14 protein-coding genes are annotated in these 23,500 nt (G+C 47.6%); 7 read left to right on the top strand and 7 right to left on the bottom strand.

Annotated features, from left to right (window positions below; all coding sequences use genetic code 11):
- Window position 1: 1 nt before the first annotated feature.
- The 7 genes from LPA26_RS01790 to purB all read right to left on the bottom strand — a co-directional run bounded on the left by LPA26_RS01790 (window position 2) and on the right by purB (window position 9,096).
- Window positions 2-379: a DUF2069 domain-containing protein gene (locus LPA26_RS01790; protein ID WP_229007104.1), complete on the bottom strand. Its 378-nt coding sequence runs from the start codon at window positions 377-379 to the stop codon at window positions 2-4.
- Complete coding sequence (locus LPA26_RS01795) at window positions 376-1,101, bottom strand: HugZ family protein (protein WP_229007105.1); 726 nt, start codon at window positions 1,099-1,101, stop codon at window positions 376-378. The genes LPA26_RS01790 and LPA26_RS01795 overlap by 4 nt, the downstream gene beginning before the upstream one ends.
- Window positions 1,102-1,121: 20 nt before the next feature.
- On the bottom strand, window positions 1,122-1,712 hold the full coding sequence (gene wrbA / locus LPA26_RS01800; protein WP_229007106.1) for an NAD(P)H:quinone oxidoreductase: 591 nt from the start codon (window positions 1,710-1,712) through the stop codon (window positions 1,122-1,124).
- Window positions 1,709-2,497, bottom strand: coding sequence for an NYN domain-containing protein (locus LPA26_RS01805; protein WP_229007107.1), 789 nt, complete (start codon window positions 2,495-2,497; stop codon window positions 1,709-1,711). Before LPA26_RS01805 ends, wrbA begins: the two co-directional genes overlap by 4 nt.
- Before the next feature lie 14 nt (window positions 2,498-2,511).
- Entirely contained in the window at window positions 2,512-5,799 is a 3,288-nt protein-coding gene (locus LPA26_RS01810) for a translocation/assembly module TamB domain-containing protein (protein ID WP_229007108.1), read from the bottom strand.
- Window positions 5,799-7,541: an autotransporter assembly complex family protein gene (locus tag LPA26_RS01815; RefSeq protein ID WP_229007109.1), complete on the bottom strand. Its 1,743-nt coding sequence runs from the start codon at window positions 7,539-7,541 to the stop codon at window positions 5,799-5,801. The genes LPA26_RS01810 and LPA26_RS01815 overlap by 1 nt, the downstream gene beginning before the upstream one ends.
- A 184-nt stretch (window positions 7,542-7,725) precedes the next feature.
- Window positions 7,726-9,096 carry an adenylosuccinate lyase gene (purB, locus tag LPA26_RS01820; protein ID WP_055871320.1) on the bottom strand — a complete coding sequence of 457 codons (1,371 nt, stop codon included), beginning with the start codon at window positions 9,094-9,096 and terminating at the stop codon, window positions 7,726-7,728.
- 213 nt (window positions 9,097-9,309) lie between these two features.
- Between purB and LPA26_RS01825 the strand changes: the two genes are divergently transcribed.
- From LPA26_RS01825 to LPA26_RS01860, 7 genes are all read left to right on the top strand, one after another.
- Window positions 9,310-9,981: a transglutaminase-like cysteine peptidase gene (locus LPA26_RS01825; RefSeq protein WP_055871323.1), complete on the top strand. Its 672-nt coding sequence runs from the start codon at window positions 9,310-9,312 to the stop codon at window positions 9,979-9,981.
- A gap of 154 nt (window positions 9,982-10,135) precedes the next feature.
- Window positions 10,136-12,061: an EAL domain-containing protein gene (locus tag LPA26_RS01830; protein ID WP_229007110.1), complete on the top strand. Its 1,926-nt coding sequence runs from the start codon at window positions 10,136-10,138 to the stop codon at window positions 12,059-12,061.
- 137 nt (window positions 12,062-12,198) lie between these two features.
- Window positions 12,199-14,343 (top strand): type I secretion system permease/ATPase, encoded by a 2,145-nt coding sequence (locus LPA26_RS01835; RefSeq protein ID WP_229007111.1) that lies wholly within the window; start codon window positions 12,199-12,201, stop codon window positions 14,341-14,343.
- 4 nt (window positions 14,344-14,347) lie between these two features.
- Window positions 14,348-15,760: an HlyD family type I secretion periplasmic adaptor subunit gene (locus LPA26_RS01840; protein ID WP_229007112.1), complete on the top strand. Its 1,413-nt coding sequence runs from the start codon at window positions 14,348-14,350 to the stop codon at window positions 15,758-15,760.
- A gap of 3 nt (window positions 15,761-15,763) precedes the next feature.
- Window positions 15,764-16,444, top strand: a complete 681-nt coding sequence (locus LPA26_RS01845) for a response regulator transcription factor (RefSeq protein ID WP_055829221.1) — start codon at window positions 15,764-15,766, stop codon at window positions 16,442-16,444.
- Window positions 16,445-16,658: 214 nt separating this feature from the next.
- A complete protein-coding gene (locus tag LPA26_RS01850) occupies window positions 16,659-18,467 on the top strand; it encodes a TolC family outer membrane protein (RefSeq protein ID WP_305080449.1) in 1,809 nt (602 codons plus the stop codon).
- Window positions 18,468-18,769: 302 nt separating this feature from the next.
- Complete coding sequence (locus tag LPA26_RS01860; protein WP_229007113.1) at window positions 18,770-23,374, top strand: retention module-containing protein; 4,605 nt, start codon at window positions 18,770-18,772, stop codon at window positions 23,372-23,374.
- Window positions 23,375-23,500 lie beyond the last annotated feature (126 nt).

The raw sequence follows: 23,500 nt of genomic DNA on the forward strand, positions 1-23,500 counted from the left end.
TTCACGCTGCATTTTGCAAAGACGTTTGGTAGCGCTGCCCGGTATATTTGGCATAAGCAATCGCGCTGGCAAAAAATACTACGCTTAATAATATCTCTGACCATGCCAGCATGCGTGTGACACCAGTCTCAGACCAGGCCCTGACCGCGCCTTCGGTAAAGTAAAACAGGATAAGCATGCCTGCCCATTGATAGGTATAGCGCTTGCCGCGCAGGATACCAAATAGCGGTGCCAGCAACGGCAAACTTTTCAGGAATAGCAAACTGCCATCGCTACGCAAGGGCGCCCAGAAAATTTCCCAGCCCAGGCACAATACGATTAAACCAATCAGGCTGATACTCGCGCCCAGGCGGCTCCATTTCAGAATAGCCGGGATCATGAGCGGCCAGCTTGTGCCAGAGCCACTAAAGCCTTGCGTGCATCCATCGCGTTGAGTACGGGTTGGTCAAAATTAAAACGCAACTGGCCATACACTTCTTCGCCATGCATATATTTCACATCAAAGCCCTCGGCATCCAGCCCTATCATTTCCGCCTGATCGGCCGTGACGCTATGCACGTGCTGACAATATTCCAGCATGCTGTCTATGTGGTCTTCATTCATATGCGAAACGATGCCCGATTCCTGCGAGGCCAGCATGCTATCTGCCAAGTCTTCATTCAGTGAATCACCCTCAAACCAGTCTAGCCTGCCAAGGCCTGCGATGTAGCGCACATGCTCGACGCGGATGCGATACAGGTGAAACTCTTCCAGGTCAAAATAAGTCACTGCATCAGGGAAGTAACGCAGATAGCGTGCGCGCAAATCCGAGTCATTTTTATCAGAGGGCAATGCCTCGCCTATCAATGTCAGTTGTGCGTGCGCATGCTGGTTTTGTGCTTCCGAAAATACCAGTAAGGATACTTTGGCGTTTTCATGCATATTTTTGGCATGTTCAGCATTGGCACTCACCAAAATGATTGGCTCAGCCTGCTGGCTACAGATAAATGGCGCAATGGCGCCAAAGGGATAGCCAGGGTATTTCATGGAGTAGGTGGACAACACGGCATGGCGTGTGGCAAACAGAAATTGGCGTGCTTCGCGGGTGAGGGCGGCAGACATACAGGTTTCCTAAATAACAGTTATTGCAATTTGAGTGCAGTTTCGGCCAGGCGTTTCCCTAACGCCATGCACAATTTCTTTTCATCATCGGAAATTGGCTGGTCATCCATCGCACCGCCGATATGGCTGGCACCGTATGGCGTACCGCCGGTTTTGGTAGTGCCCAGTTGCGGCTCGGAATAGGGCAGGCCCACCATCAGCATGCCGTGATGCATTAGCGGAATCATCATGGTCATCAATGTCATCTCGTTACCACCATGCAGGGAACCGGTTGAGGTAAACACAGCTGCCGGTTTACCGATTAATGCGCCTTTAAGCCAGAGACCTGAGGTGCCGTCGAGAAAGTATTTCACCGGTGCCGCCATGTTGCCGAAACGCGTAGGACTGCCCAGCGCAAGGCCGGCACATTGTTCGAGGTCCTGCAAAGTCGCGTAAGGTGCGCCGGAGGCTGGAATGTCCGGTTCAGTCGCCTCTGAGTTGGCAGAGACTTTCGGCACTGTGCGCACTCTGGCTTTGGCGCCAGTCACGCTTTCCACACCACGCGCAATCAGTTGCGCCATGTCTTTGACGGCGCCGCCTTGTGAATAATAAAGAATAAGGATTTCAGTCATTTTTTTCGTTTGTCGCGTAATTTCTGTTTTTGGTCATCTAACTCAAACAAGCCGATGGCATTTACCAGTTCACTGAATTTTGTATAACCGTAATTGCGTGAGTCAAAGGCGGAAAAGTTTTTAACGATATGGTTTTTGACCGCGCCCATGGCGGCAAAACCCGTCTCGTCAGACAGCCCTTCAATGGCTGAGCGGATCAATGATACCAATTTGGCATCATTCGCTAATTGCTGTTTGGTTTTTTTACCAATAGGCACAAGCGTAATTTGTTCTTCATCCGACTTGGATTTGGTCGTGGCTTCCACTTGGGCAGAAGATTCCTCCACGTTTTTTTCCTGGAGCAGGATTTCGAAATAAACAAACTGGTTGCAGGCCGCCCTCAGGGATTCCGGCGTTTTATTCTCGCCAAAGCCATACACAAATTTCCCTGCTTCACGCAAACGAATCGCCAGCCGCGTAAAGTCACTGTCGCTGGATACGATACAGAAACCATCGAGCGGAGCAGTGTAAAGCAAATCCATGGCATCAATGATCAATGCGCTATCAGTAGCATTTTTACCTTTGGTATTGGCGTACTGCTGAATCGGCTGAATGGCATGTTTAGGCAGCACAGGCTTCCATTGCTTGACATGATCAGAAGTCCAGTCGGCATAAATGCGCCTGACACTGATATCGCCGAACTTGGACATTTCTTCAAACAGCTCATCAATGATAGGAATAACCTTGAAGGTATTGTCAGCATCAATCAAGACTGCCAGTCGTGGATTTTTATTATCCTGTTGCATGCCATCCTCCTGGGTTAATCAAAGCTGAAACCGTAAAATATATCCAGCGCGTTATCCGAGCCAGTCCTGGTTTCAATCGAAATCCGGTTGGTCAGCTGGTAGGTGAGTTTACCAACATTTAATAGCCCGACAATGCTTTTTTCGTAGCCTACCACCAGGCGACTGTTGATGCGTTTGCCAACGCTGACTGCATAATTGGTCGACCCTGAGCCGCGCACGTCTATACTATCCAGGCCTATGGTTTGGGCGATTCTGGTTTGCAGTGAAACTGAATCGCCTTGCGATAGTAACGCGCTGGCAGCGACGGATAACATCGCCATATCACTGCTGCCGACTGCTGACATCGGTTGCCCAAGTACCAATAACGAGATTTTGTTTTCATTGCTGGTTTCAGGGGTGGAGACCAGTTTCAGTTGTGGCGTTTGCAGGCTGCCGTTGATTTGTATACCGACTTTGGTGTTTTCCACCTGCCGCGTCGCCAGTACATCCAGGCCAATATTAGGGATTTTGCCACTGAAAATAAGACGGCCAGTTTCGATATTGAGCGATTGGCCATAAGCCAGATAGGTGCCGGTCACTTCCAAAGTGCCACTGGCAGCGAGATCATCCAGCATGCCGTCAAGACGCATTTTCCCGTTCAAAGCACCATTCAGGCCTTGACCGCGCAGCATGAATTGTTCTGACTCCTTAAAAGGGAGGCCGGGTTTATCACCAAAATCGAGACCGAAATCCTGGAAGCTTATCTGGGATTTTTTAGCGGGCGCTGTATTTTCAGGCGATTGAATGATGACGTCGCTATCCAGCTGCGGTTTATCGCCTTTGGGCAATTCAAATAGCCCTTTGTGGATTTTAAGGTTGCCGCTGATGCTGGTGTTTGCACTGGTCAGTTTTAACTTGGTGTCGCCACTCAGTTGTACCCAGCGGTCCACGCGGGAAAGTGCCTGTAATTGATTGAGTTTGGCAGATAAATCCAGTTGCCAGTCAGGCTGCTTTAAAGACAAGCCCCCCGTTGCATCCAGCTCACCGCTCTTGCCGGCAAAATGAATCTGGTTGAAAGTAACTTGATCGCCAGCCATGGTCGCATTCAGGCGGCCTTGTTCCAGCCATACCCCATGCGAAGGTATTTGCAGTGCGAGCGCCTCGCCTGTCATCGAGCCTTTTAACTGTGGCTTGGACATCACACCGCTGACCTGCGCATCGATCGCCAGCCTGCCGGCAGGTTGAATATCCGAGAATAATCTGGAAAACCAGTTTAGCTGCCGGACATCCGCTTTCAGGCTGGCAGATACCGGCGCCGAATTTTTGATCACAAATCCAGTTGCTATAGGTGTGACGAGTGTGTTTGCTGACAATTGCAGGTTAATCGCATCAGCGGAGTTGATGGTGCTTTCAACACTTACCTTGTTATTGTCTGCTTTAACATTTGCAGTGAGTGTTTGTAGACCCAGGCCCTGCCATTTGGCATTGTTGATGTCATATACCTGCCAGTCACCCTGGCTGCGTTGTAGTTGCAGAAATCCGTTGAGGCGCTGGTCTAGCTGCAAATCCCACTGTGCAGATAATCGCAGATGATCCGCCGGTAACGGGGCTGATTGCTCAGGCACTAGCCACGCCATTAATGCTTGTAATGGAAAGTCTTTGAGCGTACCGCGAGTCTGTAATTGCATCATCTCTGCCGGTTGCGCTGAAAGGGTGCCTGCAGGTTTAGCCGGGCGGTAATGTAGCCGGTCCACTTGCATCTGGCCTTCGTATACATTTAATGCCAGTTGTTGCAGATCGAAACCTTGCGAAGCGCTCCAGGACATGTTCGCAGGATTAGCTAACCGGAACACTTTTCCGCTGGCATCCTGTAATTGCGTTAGCTGGGCTTGCCAGCGGTCATTCTGCCATGCGCCGTTGAGCGCTAATTGTATGTTGCGTTGCAATGAAGGATCAGAGTCTTTGATTTGCAACGCGAGTTGATGCTGTGCCAATGAGCCCTTTAAATTGAGTTCAGCCTCAATGGGCGGACTATCTGTGCCCTGGGTGTTTTGTTGCGACAAACCGTGTAGCTTGATCTGGTGGTCTAAAGAGGCCTGCACATTGTCAGAAGCTTGTCCCTGCACTTCAAACCCGGCTAATGCCAGACCTTGTGGTAATTGCAGTTGTTGACCTGATAAACGGTAGCTTGCATGGAAGCCATCTGACAGGTGCTGGAGCGTGCCTTCGCCTTTCACCTGGCCGGAAAAGCCCGGCATAAACTGCGCCAGGTTTGGCAAATTGGCCTGCCATGAGAGCTGGGTTGCCTGAGGTGTAGCGGCTTGCGTACTACGGATTGTGAATGTGTTTTTATCCAGTTGCGCCAGCAAATCCAGAGCGCTTAATTGCTGGCCTTGCAATGTGGCCGTCCCTCGGACTATCAACGGCTGCGTTTGCAGGCGGCTGTCTCCTGCATCCACTTTTACCTGGATAGTGCCGGTGTCGGTCAGGCTGCCATCGGCGGTCACTTTTAAATCCATATGTCCAGCCAGTTGCGGATGCACATGCCTGGCCTGGAATTGTTGCAGGTGAAACAGGAGATGGCTGTTGCGGGTGTCATCCAGGCCTATGGTGGCTTTCAATAACACCATATCTTCACCAGGCTGTGTGGCAGGCACAATAGCAAACGGTTTACTCTCTGGCTGATAGTGGTGGCTGGCGGCAATATCGACTTTAGTCAGGTCGCCATGTAATTCGGTGCGCAGGTGGTAGGGCAGATCACCTTGTGGTTGCTGGATATCCATCCAGCCATTTAATGGAAACGGTGCTGCATTCTGCATCTGGAAATGGGTGCTGATCTCCCCCCATGGGCTGTGCGCCTGCGCGATGCGGAATTGCATGGCTTTATTGTCAGCATCCAGGTCAAACTTGATCTTGTCTATATGGTAAGTGCTTGGCCCTTGGATAATGGTTAGCCGTTCAATGTTACCGGACAGTAAATGGAAAGGTAGCGGGATATTGATGCGGTTCGGCAAAGGCCCGCTTGCCGTTTTCGCGCCTGGGGCTGGCGTCACTGGCTGCGATTTAAACTGTAAAGTTACCTTTTTGGCCACAAAACTTGATACGGTCAATTCACCGCGTGGTGTGATGCCTAATCGCATATCCGATGCAATACCTTCGACCTTGAGGGTGGCATTACCCAAATCAGTTTCAAATTCTTTCAGGCTGGTGACCACCATGACATTGGCTGCCCATATCATTTGCGGTGTGATAATCAGACTAAAACAAAGCGTAGTCACCAGTAATAAACGGCATAATCTTGAGAGTGTGTGCATGAATAACATTAGAAATTCACTCCCAGGTTAAAGTGCAAACGGTATTCCTTGGTTTCTTCTCCATAGGCGATATCCACCCCTACCGGCCCGATCGGGCTACGGAAACGTGCACCCACACCATAACCCAGCACCGGATCATAATCTTTCCAGCTGTTAGCAGCGTTACCAAAATCCACAAACACTGCTGCACCCCAGGAGGGCGTCAGCCATTGCACTACCTCACTGCTGCCTGTCAGTAACACCCGGCCGCCAATCGTTGCGCCACCTTCATTCACCCCTAATGACTGGAAGGCATAACCGCGCACAGACTGATCACCACCGGCACGGAATAAATAAGTGGCAGGAACGTTGCTGGCAGAACCGGTCACACTGCCGACTTCAAGCCTGCCTAGCCATTGGGTAGAGCTCGTTAACGGGTAAAACACCTGCGCTCTGGCTTGTGATTGCAAAAAGCGCCCGTCAGAAATCTGTTCAAACGGTGAAAGCTGGAATTGGGTATTTAATATCCAGCCTTTGGTCGGTGCCTGCTGGTGGTCGAGATCGCGCAGGTTAAAACCGTAAGTGACCGTAAGCGCTTTATTGAATTGTGAAGTAACGTCATCCACTTGCAGATATTCATACAGCAGGTTGGCGCCAATGAACTGTTCAAATTTGCGCGGTTGGCCCCAATAACGACGTACCCCGTTTTGCAATGCGGTGGTGACTTGTCCTTCCAGGTCGGTGCGGGTAAGGCTGTTCTGTATGCTATCCCGGTAACCTTTTGCATCCATCAGGAAGTTGATATTCGAAGTAGCCGCCTGTAAACGTTGCTCAAGACGGATGCTGCTGTCCCACAGTAATCCGCGATCAAACAAATTGCGATCCGTGTAGTTAAACACAATGCGCGCACCTGTATTGGTGCTGGCGCCAACGCCTACACGGAAAGATTTTTCCTCCATCTCACGCACAGTGACATCTACATCAGCCGTGCGGTCCGGGTTCAATGCCTGGGTGTTGGCGACGACATCCACCTGGCTGAATTTGCCGGTGCTCATAAAACTGTTCTGTAAAAGCAGTAAGTCCGATTGACGGTATGGGTCACCGGCTTTAACGGTATTCAGCGGACGGATCAAGGTTTCCGGATAATGCTTCAAGCCGTGGATATTCACTTTGCCAAAACGCACTGCCGGGCCGGAGTCTACTGCAATGTTAATAGAGACTTCCTGTGTTTGCGGTTGGACCATCGCTTGTGATTGCGTGATTTTCGCATTGGGGAATTCTACCTGCAGCAATGAGGCTAACAGGTCACGTTTTGCTGCTGCCCAAGCCTGCTGGGTAAAAACATTATTCTCTTTTAAAGGCCAGCTTTTGTTGGCGTTTTCCAGAATCTCTTTATAGGTGGGCTGCTGTATTTCGCCTGTCAGCAGCACAGAGACTTTGCTGACTTTTGCTTGCGGCGGCAAGTGGATGCGAAATTCAACGACATGTGGGGAAGGCTGGTAAGCCACCGTTTTTACTTTGAAATAGCCTTCTGTAGCCAGCAGGTCAGCGATTTCCTGCGGCGTTTTCTGGATCAGCCGCCGCCATTCACCTTCGTTCATGCGCGGGTTTTGCATAGCTTCATGTAAGGTCAGGTGTTTTTCGAGCAACTCGCGCAACTGCGCTTTATTTTCAGGTGCTGATTCGTTATCTAATGAAAAGCGGGTTTGGTAAGTCTTGCCTTCTTTGAGCTGGAACCAATCGCTATCTTTTGCCTGAGCGAAAGGCGTCATAATGATTGTTGTCGTAAGCAATACACAAAAAAATATGAAGTACTGCGAAGAATGAGGTTTTAGAGAAATCAGGCGTAGCAGCCAGGGCAGTCCGCCCTGACCAACAAAAGAAATGAAACCAAAAGCGGGCTGCCTTAATGCAGTGTGTGAGAAATTAAAAACAGAACAATCCCTGAACAAGTCACTAAATATGTTTTACCAATTGACTCGCCTTACCGGTATAAGTTGCAGGTGTCATTGCCAGTAAAGTCTGTTTGGCTTCGGCCGGGATTTGCAGCGTTTCAATAAAGGCATGCAGCGATTGCTGATTAATGCCGCCTTTGCCGCGAGTCAGTTCTTTTAACTGCTCATACGGGTTTTCAATGCCGTAACGACGCATCACGGTCTGGATAGGTTCGGCCAGCACTTCCCAGCTATTGTCCAGGTCTTCCTGCAAACGTTGTGGATTGATCTCAAGCTTGTTAAGGCCGCGCAGGCAGGAGTCATAAGCCAGCAGCGAGTAGCCAAGAGCGACACCCATATTACGCAACACGGTTGAGTCTGTCAGGTCACGCTGCCAGCGGGAAATCGGCAGTTTTTCTGCCAGGTGACGCAGGATGGCATTGGCCAGGCCCAGATTACCTTCAGAATTTTCAAAATCAATCGGGTTAACTTTATGAGGCATGGTAGAAGAGCCGATTTCGCCAGCCTTGACCTTTTGCTTGAAGTAACCGACCGAGATATAACCCCAGATATCACGATTCAGGTCGATCAGGATGGTGTTAATGCGGGACAGCGTGTCATACAACTCAGCCATATAGTCATGTGGTTCGATCTGGATAGTCATCGGGTTGTAGGTCAAGCCTAATGATTCAACAAAGGTTTTGGCGAAGTTTTCCCAGTCGATATCAGGATAGGCGGACAAATGCGCATTGAAGTTACCCACTGCGCCGTTGATTTTCCCCAATATTTCATTGGCTTGCAGTTGTTTGAGCTGGCGTTGCAGGCGATATACTACATTGGCCAGCTCCTTACCCATGGTAGTCGGGCTGGCTGTCTGGCCATGTGTACGCGACAGCATTGGTTGCTCGGCCAGTGCATGCGCAAGCTCGGTTAAGCGGGTAACGACTGAAGAAAGGTTAGGCAAGATCACGCTGTCACGTGCAGATTTAAGCATCAATGCATGTGACAGGTTATTGATATCTTCTGAAGTACAGGCAAAATGGATAAATTCACTGGCTTTTTTAATGTCGTGATTGCCGTCAAACTTTTCCTTGAGCCAGTACTCTAGCGCTTTCACATCATGGTTGGTACGTGATTCAATCGCTTTTACCTGCATGGCGTCATCTTCACTGAAAGCCTTGATGGCTGTGTCCAGCTCAGCAATAGTGTCGGCACTGAAAGGCGCGATTTCTGCCAGTTTTGGTTCCGCGCTCAGTGCTTTTAACCATTCTACTTCCACCAGGGCTCGATGCTTGATCAGTGCATATTCGCTAAAAAATGGGCGCAGCGAATCAAGTTTAGTGTGATAACGGCCGTCTAAAGGGGAGAGTGCATTGAGGGTGGTAAGAGACATGAGTTTAAAGCGGTGTGGATTTGAAAGTCGACATTTTACCCAATCCGGCAGCGCTTGTCTTTTTCTATTCTTGTGCGGTTATGTGCCTTTTCACCCTAGGCATAGGTTAGAGTACCGTTACAGATGAGCGAATTTGCAGATGAAAACCACTTTGTTTGGCAAATTATGCTTGCCAGTGCCGTGACATAATCGCTCACTGGAAATCTATTGCACATGAGACGCCACTCTCCATCCTTCATTAGTATTGCGGCAGGCTTTTGCCTGTCGCTGTGTCTGCTATGGTCGCAGATACTGGCGGATGATTACGTGCTGGCGATGCTGGAGAAGGTCCGGCAACGTTACGGGGAAGAGGCATATCAAAATGTCATGCGTCTGAACGAGCTGTATAGCCAGCTGGCAAATGCCAGCGAAATGACCAAGATCGGCATGGTCAATGATTTCACCAACCAGCATGTATTATTTGTCGATGATATCAATTTATGGGGCGTAGACGATTACTGGGCAAGCCCGCTTGAAACCTTTGGTAAAGGCGCGGGCGACTGTGAAGATTTCAGTATCGCAAAATATACCTTACTCAAAAAACTTGGTATTCCGCAAGATAAGCTACGACTGACCTACGTCCGCGCGCGCATGGCCAGCGGCAACATCCGTCCGCACATGGTACTGGCCTATTACGCCATGCCGACCAGCGACCCGCTCATTCTGGATAACCTCAATTTCGAAATATTGCCGGCTTCCAGGCGCGGCGATTTATTCCCTGTGTTCAGCTTTAACGAAAAAGGCCTGTTTGTGGCCAATAACCCGAATATGCGTGCCGGGTCACCGAATAATATTTCCAAGTGGCGCGATGTGCTGACACGCATGCGGCAGGATGGACTGGAATAATGAGAATGCTTAGATACCTGAACCAACTGGAATATTTGAAAACCTTGGCTAAGATATGGTTAACGTGGAAAGTTAATGCTAGGCTTATGATTAAAGCCTGCATGAGAGCCGGGTTGTCGATGAGTTTACCCCAAGAAAAAAGAGGGCTTAGAACATGTCATTAATAAAACAAATACGCATAGCGATTTCTGTCATTATCCTGATGGTGGCAGCGGGGTGCCTGTTTCTGGGGGTGTACGACGACCACCGCTTTATGGCCGAGCAATTGCAGAAAAAAAATAACGATAATGCCAATGGGCTGGCGATTACCTTGTCCAATATCCAGAAAGATAATGTCACGGTAGAACTGATTATCAGTGCCCAGTTTGATATGGGCCATTACCGTCGCATCGCGATTATCTCGCCTGATAACAAAACCATGATTGAACGCGTCAACCGCAATCCGCACTCTGTGGCACCTGCCTGGTTTCAATCGCTTTTCTCCGTCAACATTCAGCCAGGTATCGCCAACATCCAATCCGGTTGGCAGCAGTATGGCACGCTGGAACTGGAGAGCGAACCTTCGCTGGCCTATGACCAATTATGGGAAACTTCACGCCATGCGGTGCTGTGGACGCTGATCGTCGCCTTTATGAGTTATGTGGTTTCCGGCTTTTGGTTGAGGAAAATCCTCAAACCACTGGATGATGTGATTGCGCAGGCAGAGTCTCTCGGTGAACGTAAATACATTACGATTAAAGAGCCGCAAACAGAAGAATTCCAGAAACTGGTGCGCACCATGAACACGCTGTCAGACCGTGTGAAATCAATGGTGACTGACGAATCTGAGCGCTTGAATGTGTTGAACCAGCAGATCAACTATGACGAAGTCACCGGTTTGATGAACCAGTCGCACTTTACCAATACTGCGTCAGTCGCCTTGAAAAACGACAGTTTTGTTGAGGGTATGTTGACCCTGGTGCAGTTGCGCAATCTGTCAGATATAGACAAACAGCTTGGCTATAGCGTGACGAATCAACTGATTAAAAAAGTAGGTGATGCGCTGGAACAACAGATGGCGCATTACCCTGATGTGGTGTGTGGCAGGCTCTCCGGCAGCGAGTTTGGTATTTTCAGTCGTCAACCGCTGGATGATTTCAGTGTGGCTTCAGAACTCAAATTGGTCCTTGAAAAACTGAATGCAGCGCAACAGATCGTTCAATTCCAGTTCGTAGTCACCCATACCAAAACCAAAAAAGGTGATGATTTTGTCGATATCCATCGTGTGATGCAGTTTATCCTCGACCTGGCTGGCGACCAGGCCGCCTTGCCTATGCGTGTGATGAATGCAAACAGTATTGTGACTTCGAGAAAGAATTACCTCAGCCAGTGGAAAGAACAGTTCCTGCATGCCATCGAGCATAAACAGATCAAGCTCGCGCGCTACCCGGTCATGCAAAAAGACAAACAGCTGCTGCATTATGAGTGCCCATTACGCCTGCATATCGATGAAGGCGATCAATGGCTGGCAGCGGGTGCCTTTATTGACTGGGCCAGCCAGCTCGATATGATCAAAACGCTGGATGGCCTGGCGCTGGAGTATGCTGTTGATATGCTGGATAAAAATAATGCTAACTTGAGTGTGAATGTCTCTGCTGCCGCAATGCGTAGCGATGAATATAAAGACAAGCTGCAAAGTTTGATCCTCAACGTCAAGCAGCCTGCCAGATTGAGTTTCGAAGTATCTGAAGAAGCGGCGTTTAGTGATTTTGTCCAATTTAAGCAATTTGTGCACTTGGTGAAATCGCTGGGCTGTGTAGTTGGTATGGAGCACGTGGCGACGCGTCTCGCGCAACTGGGCGACTTGCATGAGCTGGGCTTAGACTTTGTTAAATTTGATGCCTCACTGATACGCGATATTCATTTGCGTCCACAGCAGCAATCATTGTTACGCGGCTTGTGCATGATGGTGCGCACCATGGGCATCATGCCGATTGCAGAAGGGGTGCAAGATCAGCAAGAGCTGGATAGCTTAAATTCTGTGGGTATTGCAGCAGTGACGGGCCCATTTGTGCAGGAAAATCTGCAATTTGGGGAGTGATGAACATTGTCAATCTTTGTAATTCGCAGGATTTTTGCCATATACTCAACAGATTGACTGGGGTTGACACTACATATAATCGAAGCTGCTTATTATTAAGTATGAGCCGTTGATAAGGACAATAAAAAGCCAAAGCCATGGAAACGACGCAATATTTTAATCAAACTGACAAAGACGTTTTACTCGAGTGTCTGCTTTACATCTGCCGTCATAATCGACTGGCTACCACTCGGGATGCGTTAACCTCCGGCTTGCCTCTTGAAGATGGCAAGCTCAATCCCGAATTGTTTAAACGCTCTGCCGAACGGCTACGTCTCGACGTCACTGTCCAGCAAGCTGCAATCACGGCCCTGAACCAGCCGCAAACAGATATCACCCTGTTGCTGAAAAATCATCGCGCCTGCCAGCTCTTAAAAGTCGATGACAGCCATCATTTTGCCCAAGTGGTTTTCCCTGACTTGTCACCAGAGCCTGTGACCATGAGCATGGCCGATCTCGCTGCAGAATATACGGGCTACGCGCTGGTCACCAAACAAAACTATATTTTTGATGCGCGCACACCAGAGGTCGGCAGGGTGAAGATCCGGCACTGGTTCTGGGGCACGATTGCCGAGAATAAAGGCATTTATCGCGATGTGATGGTCGCAGCCTTGCTGATCAATATCTTTGCGCTGGCGATGCCGTTGTTTACCATGAATGTGTATGACCGCGTAGTCCCTAACAAAGCAGTTGAAACCTTGTGGGTATTGGGCATTGGTGTAGGCCTGATTGTGCTGGGTGATTTGCTGTTGCGTTCCATGCGCGCCTATTTCCTGGACTGGGCCAGTGCACGTATCGATGTGAAGCTCAGTGGGCAGATCATGGAGAAGGTACTGGGTACACGCTATGATGCCAAGCCAACATCAGTCGGCTCCTTCGCTTCCAACCTGCGTTCATTCGAAAGCGTGCGTGACTTTATCACCTCGGCCACGGTAGTGACGCTGATCGATCTGCCATTCGGAATTATTTTCCTGATTGTGATTGCCTGGATCAGTCCGTTTATGGTGTTGCCGGCCCTGATTGGCGGCGCAGTGGTATTGATCTACTCACTCAGCGTGCAAAGCAAAATGCATGACTTATCCGAGACCATGTACCGGGCCAGTGCACAACGTAATGCGACACTGATTGAAAGCCTGGTCGGCCTGGAAACGGTTAAATCCATGGGAATCGAAGGACAGATGCAGGGCAAATGGGAGCGTAGCGCGCTCTTCCTGTCTGAAGTGGGCAGCAAGCTCAAATTATTGTCTTCCTCAATCACAAATGGCTCTTATGCTTTACAACAAATCATCAGCGTAGCCATCATTATCCTGGGTGTATACCTGATTTCAAACGGCGACCTGACCATGGGTGGCCTGATTGCTTGTTCACAATTGACCAGTCGTGCATTAGCGCCGATTTCACAGATCGCCAGCCTGTTTACGCAATACCATACTGCCGCGACTTCACTGAAGTCGTTAGAGGCGATTATGGAAAAACCGGTCGAGCGCGGTAAAGATGTGAGCTTTCTCTCTCGTCCGGCTTTTAAAGGCGAAATCGAATTTAAAAATGTGTCTTTTAAATATCCCGGTACAGATGAGTTGGCATTAAATGGGATTTCTTTCAGGATTCGTCCGGGCGAGCATGTGGGGCTTATTGGGCGTATGGGCTCAGGCAAGACGACGATTAACAAGTTAATTCTTGGTTTGTATCAACCTACTGAAGGCGCGATTCTGATTGACGGCATTGATGCGCGCCAGATTGATCCGGCCGAATTACGCCGTAGTATTGGCTATGTGCAGCAGGATAACCACCTCTTTTATGGCACATTGCGAGACAATATTACGTTGCGTCATCAACATGCAGACGATAATGCTGTGTTGAATGCGGCACAAGTGGGCGGGATTGCCGAGTTTGTAAATGCGCATCCGAAAGGCTTTGACCTGGAAGTGGGTGAGCGGGGCGATACGCTATCCGGTGGCCAACGCCAGGGTGTGGGGATTGCGCGTGCTTTTGTGACCAGTCCGCAGATTGTGTTGCTGGATGAGCCCACCAGTGCGATGGATCACTCGGGCGAAGAAAACGTTAAAAACAGGATTGCTGAAGCATCCGCCAATAAAACCCTGATTGTGATTAGTCATCGTAACGGTATGCTGGAGTTAGCAGAGCGCTTAATCGTGATTGATTCCGGGCAGATTGTGGCTGACGGCTCTAAAGAAGATGTCACCGCGGCGTTGCGTGCGGGTAAAGTGGGTAAGGCAAGGTAACATCATGGCAAAAAAAATATTCGATAAGTTTGGTGACGTTACTAAAAATGACAGCATTTGGATGCGCATGGGCAAACCAGTGCATCTATTGGTCGACAAAATAATTAAAACAGATACATCAGAAAACCGGTCATGGTCTGAGCAGGCGCATGATGTGATGGTTGAAGACAGCATGCTGCATGCAAAATTAATCATGTACGCAATCCTGATTATTCTGGTGGTATTGCTGGTATGGGCAAATCTGGCTGAAGTTGATGAGGTGACTCGTGGTGAAGGCCGCGTGATTCCATCGCGTCAGATCCAGCTTGTGCAATCACTGGACGGTGGTATCGTGACGGATATCATGGTCAAGCTTGGAGATACCGTAAAACGTGGGCAACCGTTGATTAAAATTGATGAGACGCGTGCGATTTCTTCCCTGAAAGAAAATGAAAGCCAGTATCTATCACTCAAAGCCAAAGAATCACGTTTGAAAGCGCTCGCCAATGGCGGTTCTTTTAACCCACCTAGCGAAGTGCAGCAAAAAGTCCCTGATACTTATTTGCAAGAGTTGCAATTATTCAATGCAGGTCGTGCCGAGTTGGATTCACAAATTAATATTGCCAGGGATCAATTGTCTCAGCGAGAGCGAGAGCTTTCTGAAGTGCAGTTTAAAAAAGAAGTGGCGATTAAGACTTATGATTCCAATAGCCGCGAGTTGGCTGCCAATCGTCCTTTACTAAACAGTGGTGCGGTATCTGAAATTGAAATTCTGCGCCTGGAACGTGAGGCTAATCGGGCTAAAGGTGATATTGATCAAGCTTCAGCACAAATGGGTCGCATCACTGCGGCCATTTCGGAAGCTCGCCGCAAGATTTCAGAGGCACAACAGACTTTTACGAGTAAGGTTCGTACGGAACTGAATGAGACAACAGCCAAAATTAATAGTTTGACCCAGTCTAGTCTGGCACTTTCCGATAAGGTAAAACAATCAACACTGTTGTCGCCGGTCAATGGGAAAATTAGTAAGCTGTATTACAACACCGTTGGCGGTGTGATTCAGGCCGGCAAGGAAGTGATGGAAGTGGTTCCTTCGGATGATGCACTGGTGATTGAGGCTAAAATACAAACTAAAGATATTGCCTTTATCCGCCCTAAACAACCGGCAATTGTGAAGCTGACTGCTTATGATTATAGTATTTACGGCAGCTTGGATGGTGAAGTGCAAGATATTGCAGCAGATTCGACGATTGACGATAAAGGAAATGCTTTTTATGTCGTTAAAGTAAGAACAATAAAGAATAATATCGGCGACCATCTGCCAATTATTCCTGGTATGGTGGCACAGGTAGATATTTTGACGGGCAAGAAAACGGTAATGTCCTACTTGCTTAAACCTGTGCTTAAGGCTAAATCGTATGCATTAACCGAGCGCTAATCTATGAAACATATTTTTATTACTTCATTAAAGCAGCCTGTAGAAGCCTGGCTGAAAGCATTTCCTAAATTGGTCACCAGTGCGGAAGTAGTTTCTGCCGATGTAGCTGGTGCAACTGTAGTATGGGTACATGCGCAATTGGAAAGCAGCAACCAGTGGCGTACTCAGGTGCAACAAGTGTTGTCCTTGATTCCATCTGCGAAAGTCATTGTACTGTCTAACAACCCCGAGCAGGCTGAAGCTATGCAAGCGCTGGAGCTAGGCGTCGTAGGTTATTTGCATGCTTATGCGCATCATCAAGTCATGAAAGAAGTTTACAGTGTCGTTTCCCATGGCGGTATCTGGCTGGGGCGTGATTTGTTAAAGCACCTGATCACATTGACTGCGCGTGGCTCACGCCAAACTGTGGATGTGCTTGATGAGGTATTGGAAGGCCTTACCAAACGTGAGCGTGAGGTGGCGCTGGAAGCAGCCAAAGGAAACAGCAATAAGGAAATAGCCCGTACACTTTCAATTTCTGAGCGCACCGTTAAAGCCCATTTGACCTCTGTCTTCGATACTTTAAAAGTGAGGGACCGTTTGCATTTGGCGCTGGTATTACAAGGCCAGTCTCCTCAAGGACATTTCGAGCTGGATAAAGCCGTCAAAACTGGTACTTCAAACAAATCCCACCTGAATTCATAAAATTGATGTTTATTTGCATCAATTTTATGAAAATAAACAGGTTTTAGGAATTTTTATTCCCACCCGATAGTCTCAAAATTGGAATTTGTGACTTTTTCCCCTAAAACCCTAAATTAAAACCACTTTTATAGGGTGGATTACTCTTGTGCCTTAACAATACTGTAGTTATACTCACTTCAGGATAAATCGTTAATAACTTGTTAAGAGTCTGCACATGAAACTAAAAAAAATTGCCTCTGCACTAATAATAGGAGTGTTTTCCTACTCATCTGTGTCCTGGGGTGCAAGTCCGGAAACACTGGAAAAAATCATCGAAAAAGCGGTGTCTGAGAACCCTGAGGTTCAAGCCCGCTTTCATGCATATAAAGGTGCTGAATTTGATGAGGCTGCTGCTAAAGGTAGATACCTGCCAAATGTGACAGTTGATCAAGTATTTAGAAATCAGGAGCGTGTGGTTCCTGTAAATATTAATAATACTAACTCTCCAAACCAGCAATCCACTTTAACATTACGTCAAATGATTTTTGATGGTTTGGCGACCCCGGCAGAGGTTGGACGTCTTGACCACGTGGCCAAGTCCCGTTTTTATGATTTGCAAGGGCAGATGCAAAGTATTGCATTGGATACCGCCACCGCTTACTATGATTTGCTGCGTTATCGCCGTCTGGTTTCTTACGCTGAAGACAACTATGTTGTACACAAGCAAGTGCACGAAAAAATCAAGTCTCGTGTAGATGCGGGTGTGGGCAAGAAAGTCGACCTTGAACAAGCCACTGGCCGTTTGGCACTGGCTGAAGCTAATCTTCTGACAGAAACAACCAACCTGTATGACGTTTCTGCAAGATTTCAGCGTCTGGTAGGTGAACTGCCTCCAGCTAACGTTGTTGAAGTGCAGATGACAGGCGATGGCTTGTCCGAGAGTTCTGATCAGGTGCTTGATGCGGCCTACAAACAAAACCCTAACATCCTGGCTTCAATTGAAAACATTGTTGCTGTAGAGAAATCTGTGTCCGGACGTAAGGCCCCTTTTATGCCACGTTTGGATTTGCAGGGCCGTAAAGTCCTTGATGTGAATGATGCAAGCAGAAACAGCATACTGGCTGCAGATACACTTGAAGTTACCGCTAGCTGGAACATTTTCAATGGGTTCACTGATAAGAACAACCTGGATTCTGCTTCGGAAGAGCTTAATCGTGCGCACGATTTACGCGATAAGGCGTGTATCGATACTCGTCAGCTGGTATCTATTGCATACAACAATATCAAACAATTAAATGAGCAGGTCGCTTATCGAAAGCAGCATCAGGATTCTATCGAGAACGCGCGTTTAGCCTATCGCAAACAGTATGATATTGGTCAACGTACATTGCTTGACCTGTTGGATACAGAGAACGAATATTTTCAATCCCGCCGTAATTTCACAAATGCGGAAATGGATCTAAGTACTTCATATGCAAGAGCATATGCAGGTCAGGGTCTGTTGTTGCGTAAACTCGGTGTCAGTCGTGCGGACGTTGGTGAATATGCGCGTGAAGAGTATCTGGATCGTGAAAATGTATGTAAGGCTATTGCTCCAGCACAACTTGTCGTAGATAAAGCAGCTTTGCTGGCGAATGCCAAACCATGGGAAGGCGAAGCGTTTAAACCAAAAGGTCCTGAAAAAGCGACCATGAAGTTCACGCCACGCATCCTGTTCCAGGCCAATAGCGCCATTATCCTGCCTGAGTCTTACGCTGATCTGGACATCGTTTATGACGTAGTCAAAGAGTGGGGCAACGACAAGATAGAGATCGCTGGTCACACCGACAAGCGTAATACCTCAAAAGAGAAATACAACCTGTTGCTGTCAGAAAAACGCGCGAAAGCAGTTGCTGACTATCTGGCCAAAAAAGGCCTGGATGCCAGCCGTATCGTCGTCAAAGGCTATGGCTACTCACAGCCTATCGCTGAAAATGACCCGATCAATGGTAACGACGCAAACCGTCGCGTTGAAGTCATTCGTTATCAGTCAGTCGCTGATTAACAAGTTGTAAGGTTTGCCTGCTTGATTGCAGGAATATAAGGAAGGCGAAGCTGGTGACAGCTTCGCTTTTTTCTATTCAGTGGCAGGATTTCATCTTTAATTCTGCATCAGTGCATGCATGAAGGTCTGCACTGACTGAATTCTCCCTATAAAAGTGCAAATATTGTACTTCGGTACAATAGCTTTCCATTTTGAATTGCAGTTTAATACGCCACTATCTGAAAAAACCTGACAAAAACTGAAATGTTCCGACAGTGTTTTTCTGAACTGAATATCTCTCAACTTATAAGTGGGGCAAAAAAATGGCTACAGTGATTGGTACTGTTACAAGTGTTCAAGGTATGGCTATCGTGGTGGATGCCAGTGGCAACCGTCATATGTTACAAGTAGGCGAGGTGTTGCATGCGGGTGATAAAGTCATCACCGCCAGCGGCGCAAGCGTATCGGTAAAACTGGCTAACGGTGAAACTGTGAATTTCGCCGAAGCACAAACAGTCAAGATCACTGACAACCTGGCGCAGGTGGATGTCTCGGATGTCACTGAAAATGCAGTCAACCAAGCGGTATTTGATGCAGTATTAGTTGCTTTGAGTGAAGGCCGTGACATCACTGAAGTGCTTGATGCTCCTGCTGCCGGTGAAGCTGGTAGTGATGGTAATGCAAGCTTTGTTAACCTGGAACGTATCTCTGAAAGCCTGATCGGTGCAAATTACGATGGTGGAAATGGCTTTGTAGAAACAGCAGCTTTTTCACTTTTGCCAAACTATCAGTATTTTGCTGAAGACCCAACAATAGACTCCGTAGTGCCAAGCGTACCTGGTCCTGGAGGAAATACTGTAATCGAAGGTCAAAACCTTGTATATACGGTTACACTCAGTGCAACGACACAAGCATCTGCTACATATACTTTTGCACTTGGCGGAGGTGCAGCGCAAACACCAGATGACTATATCAATACACCAATCTTCAGCAATAATGTAGTGTTGAACGCCAATGGAACTATCACCGTGCCCGCTGGCGTTAGCAGTTTTACAGTGACAGTACCTACAGTTAATGACACTATTGTTGAGACATTCCTTGAAGATTTGCCGCTGACAATTGGTGGTGTGACAGGAACAGGCAAGATTCAAGACAACGACAAGCCGACTGTAGTGACAGTTGAGCCAGGTCAGCCTGGTGCTGGAGATGATGCTGTTGTTGAAGGTAACGACCTGGTTTACACAGTGACTTTGAGCACGGCAACCAACACCGCAACGACTTACAACTTCAGTTTGGGTAATGGTGGTACAGCGACTGCTGGCCTTGATTACACAGTGCCTCCTACTTTTAGTAACAATGTAGTGCTGAATGCCAACGGTACCATTACAGTGCCAGCTGGTGTGACCAGCTTCACAGTGACAGTTCCGACCAAAGATGACACGCTTGTAGAAGCACTGTACGAAACAGTACCACTGACGCTGAGCAATACTGATGGCAGCAACAGTGTGACAGGAACAGGCAAGATTCAAGACAACGACAAGCCGACTGTAGTGACAGTTGAGCCAGGTCAGCCTGGTGCTGGAGATGATGCTGTTGTTGAAGGTAACGACCTGGTTTACACAGTGACTTTGAGCACGGCAACCAACACCGCAACGACTTACAACTTCAGTTTGGGTAATGGTGGTACAGCGACTGCTGGCCTTGATTACACAGTGCCTCCTACTTTTAGTAACAATGTAGTGCTGAATGCTAACGGTACCATTACAGTGCCAGCTGGTGTGACCAGCTTCACAGTGACAGTTCCGACCAAAGATGACACGCTTGTAGAAGCACTGTACGAAACAGTACCACTGACGCTGAGCAATACTGATGGCAGCAACAGTGTGACAGGAACAGGCAAGATTCAAGACAACGATAGCGGTATCACAGTTGTGAATGGCAGCAAGTTTACCGTGTCTGAAGAAGGCTTATCCGGTGGCATCAAAGATACTGCCGGTAACACTGATACGACGGATTCGGCCGTGGCGACAGGTGCGTTCACACTGAATGCAACTAACAGTAGTGGTGCTGTATGGACATTGACTGCACCAACGGCAGGTACGTTGACTTCCGGTGGTATTGCTGTGACATGGTCCTTATCTGCTGATGGTAAAACATTGACAGGTTTTGCAGGTGCCGAAAAAGTACTGACTGCAACGATTAACAACAGTGGTGCTTATAACGTTACATTAAGCAAACCAATTGATCATCCGAATACTACGACCGAAGATACTTTGAAAACTGAAATTGGTGTCAAAGTCGTAACAAACGGTGTAACGCAAGTGACAACTTTGCCAGTGACGATTGAAGATGACTCTCCAGTTGCAATCAATCAGACAGTCTATGCTAGTAACTCTACAAACACTAATGTGATGATTACATTAGACGTTTCCGGCAGTATGGACGCTAGAGATGGTGTAGGTGGACAGAGTCGCCTGACAAGTGCTATTCAGTCAATCAAGACACTGTTGGCAAGCTATGATGATATGGGTGATGTTAAGGTTGCTTTGGTCGTGTTTGCTGGCGATGCACAAACCAGACAATTAGGCACAACGTGGTTAACAGTTGCTGAAGCCAACGCGCTGTTGAATACCTTGTCTGCTAATGGCAACACAAACTATGACTCAGCGCTTGAAACAGCAATTAATGCTTATGGATCTCCAGGTAAATTAGATAATGCACAAGCTGTGTCTTACTTCTTTACTGATGGTGAGCCTAACCGTGGCTTGGGTGGTACAAGTGATTTGGGTGGTAGCGAGAATGCATCTACCGCAGATGCAGGTATTCAAGCTGCTGAAGAAAAAGCCTGGATTCAATTTTTGGAAACCCACAACATCAAGTCATATGCACTTGGATTAGGCCAGAACACCTCTACTTCACAGCTAGACCCAATAGCTTATGACGGTGAGGCTGGTGTGAATACCGGTGGTATCAAAGTCACTAATTTTGACCAACTTGATGGCGTGTTGAGTGAAACTGTAGCTCCTCCTGTTTCTGGAGGTTTGACTACTGTCGGAGGTTTTGGAGCTGATGGCGGCTATGTTAAATCACTGGCAATCGAAGGTAGTACTTACAATTTTGATAGCAAAACAGGCGCAATTACTGTTACCGGAACTAACAACAGTACCTACAACACGACAACGCACGAACTGACAGTTCAAACTGCGTCAGGCCGCTTTGTTGTTGACATGGATAACGGTAAATATACATTTACCCCTGGCCAGACAAAAGTGACCTTGATTGATACGACATTTAATGCAAATGGCAATGGTCAAGATACTGCTTTGCCTGCAGGTTGGTTTACAAATAATCCAAGTGGGAAAATTGAAGTACAAGCCGCTACGATCTATGGATTATCCAGCAGCTATGGGAATGTCTTGGAAATCGAGAATTTTAAGGGGGATGGTAATTTATACACCCTAATTAACCCTGGAAAAGATAATACGGTAACGCTGAGTTTTGATTATGCTGCACGCTCGGGATATACCTCTGGAACAGACTCTGCTATTCAAGTACTTGTGGATGGCAAGGTGATTGACACAGTGAATACTAAGAGCCTGTCGATGAGTAATTTCACATACACATTTACAGGCACTGGTAATCAAATGCGTGTTGAGTTCAAGTCTCTGGATACCAACAGTACTGGTGGTTTGTTAGATAACATTAAAATCACGACTTCAAACACGACACAGCCCGCTGATAGTACCAAAGTCACCTATACCTTGAGCGACAATGATGGTGACACCAGCACTGCTGATTTGACTCTAAATGTTGTTAAAAACAATACTTACGTGCCAATTGCTCCTGCAGCACCTCAAGTAGGAAATGCATTGGGATCTGCTGGTTTACTGACATTGCCAGGTTTGTTAAATGTTGATTTGCTGAATTTCTCTAGCCGTCAAGCTTTTACTGCTAGTGATGTAAATAACAACATCAATAATGTAACTATTGCTTACAGCACCTTGCTTGGGGTAACACTGGGTTCTGCATATATGAGCTTCTCACAAGCAGTTGCGAGTGAACTAGGCTTGTCAGTTAACTACACGCAGAATAGTGGATTCCTTGGCTTGCTCGGCGCAAATGGCACCATGGTGATTACAGCTGCTGATGGTGGCACTGTGGATAACCTGGCATTGAACGAGTTCTTATCAACTGTGAGGGTTAATGAGCAACTGGTTGATGTTAGCTTGCTACAAAGCTTTACTATCACAGCGACAGACAGTACAAATCTGCAGGATTGGGAAACATCGGCCAATTTAATTAACATTGATTTGTTAAGTAGTGCCAATAACAGCAACGTTATCACTGGCGGGGATGCTAATAATAATGTACTGACCGGAACATCAGGCAATGACATTATTTACGGTTACGCTGGCAATGACACTCTCAACGGCGGTGCTGGTAACGATATTCTGCGTGGTGGTGCTGGTAACGATACCTTGAATGGCGGTGACGGTAACGACATCTTGATCGGCGGTAAAGGTAACGATACGCTGACTGGCGGTGCAGGCGTGGATGTCTTCAAATGGGATCGTGGTGATGATGGTGTAGCGGGCAACCCTGCACGTGACACTATCACTGATTTTAACAAGGCAACCCCATCACAAGGTGGTGATGTGCTGGATATCCGTGATTTGTTACAAGGCGAGAATCCGGGCAATCTGCAAAACTACCTGCACTTTGAAAAATCAGGTAGCGATACCATTGTTCATATCAGTTCCAATGGTGGTTTTGCCAATGATGCACACAATGTGTCAGGAAGCTTTAGCAGCGGCAATACTACTCAGCAGATCGTGTTGAATGGTGTCGATATTACTACCGGTCAAAGCAGTGATGCAGCGATTATCAATAGCCTGTTAGCACAACAAAAGTTGATTGTTGATCAGTAATTAACGTAGTTGAAATAAAAAAAGCGACCTTCGGGTCGCTTTTTTTATTTCTGAATTGGAATAACAATATTCCAAAAAGAAGCGTTGATCGAATAAGAAAAGGGCACAAATGTGCCCTGGTTAAAT

This window comes from Methylophilus sp. Leaf408 (genome assembly GCF_916856905.1).
Taxonomy (GTDB): Bacteria; Pseudomonadota; Gammaproteobacteria; order Burkholderiales; family Methylophilaceae; genus Methylophilus.